We start from the raw sequence: 864 nt of genomic DNA on the forward strand, positions 1-864 counted from the left end.
GTAGCCACCGCCAAAAATTAAGACTTCGCGAATATTATTGCCCATCTTAATTTTTGTTTTCACGGGTTTAGACCAAGTCTGGCCTAATTCTTCGTAGCCATTTGTGCCACCCGGGCCGCCTTTGATTTCCCATAGGAATTGTGGAGAGTTACGATCAGAAGCGTCAAGCGCATAATAATTACTCCCGCCTCTACGCATGCCCGTGTACACATAGACAAAGTCATCGGCATCGTAAAGGTCGAGGTCGTTATTGCTGTCGTGTGACCAAACGGATACCGAACCATCTAGCCCATAGATATGAGAAACAGACTGAGAATTTTCCATCAGCTCTGCTTGGTTGCTTAGTAGCTCGTCAGGCATAAAGGCAAAGTATTCTTCCCCTTCACCTTGACCATAAGTGCTGCTCGTGCCCGAGCGACCATTGATAGCATGAAGGAAGCCTTGGTTATCGCCAAAAAATATAGTCGTATCAGGGTCATCATCGCTACCCCCGTAAATGACAACAACGGGAGATGAATGCAAAGGGTCGGCTAAACGGTGGCGAGTATCAGTTTGACTACCATCACCATCCGAGTCAAATACATCTAGGTCGCGAACCCAGTTGAGTAGCTGTTGACGTTCTGCATCAGTGGCTGAGCTGATATTTAGCATGTCTTTGGTTATGGCTGTATTGTCAGAAGATATTTTGTTCTCAGCGCTTGTTAGGTTTTTGGAACCGCCCAAATAAGTGAACATATTGCGGTCGGCTTCGTTATTGGGCAAGTTTTCTGCTGCACCCCCGAGTTGAATATCGTTTGCATCGATCTCTTTTGACCACCAGCTCCATGCACCGGGGTCGGTTTCTGTATTGCTACGACCTTTAAA

Annotated in this window: 1 protein-coding gene; it reads right to left on the reverse strand. The window is 46.6% G+C overall.

All coding sequences use genetic code 11. The features are described 5' to 3' along the window. On the reverse strand, positions 1-864 hold an 864-nt coding region (locus A3763_RS00585), incomplete at both ends, for a PilC/PilY family type IV pilus protein (protein WP_231872055.1).

The sequence above is a fragment of the Oleiphilus sp. HI0128 genome (assembly GCF_001635365.1).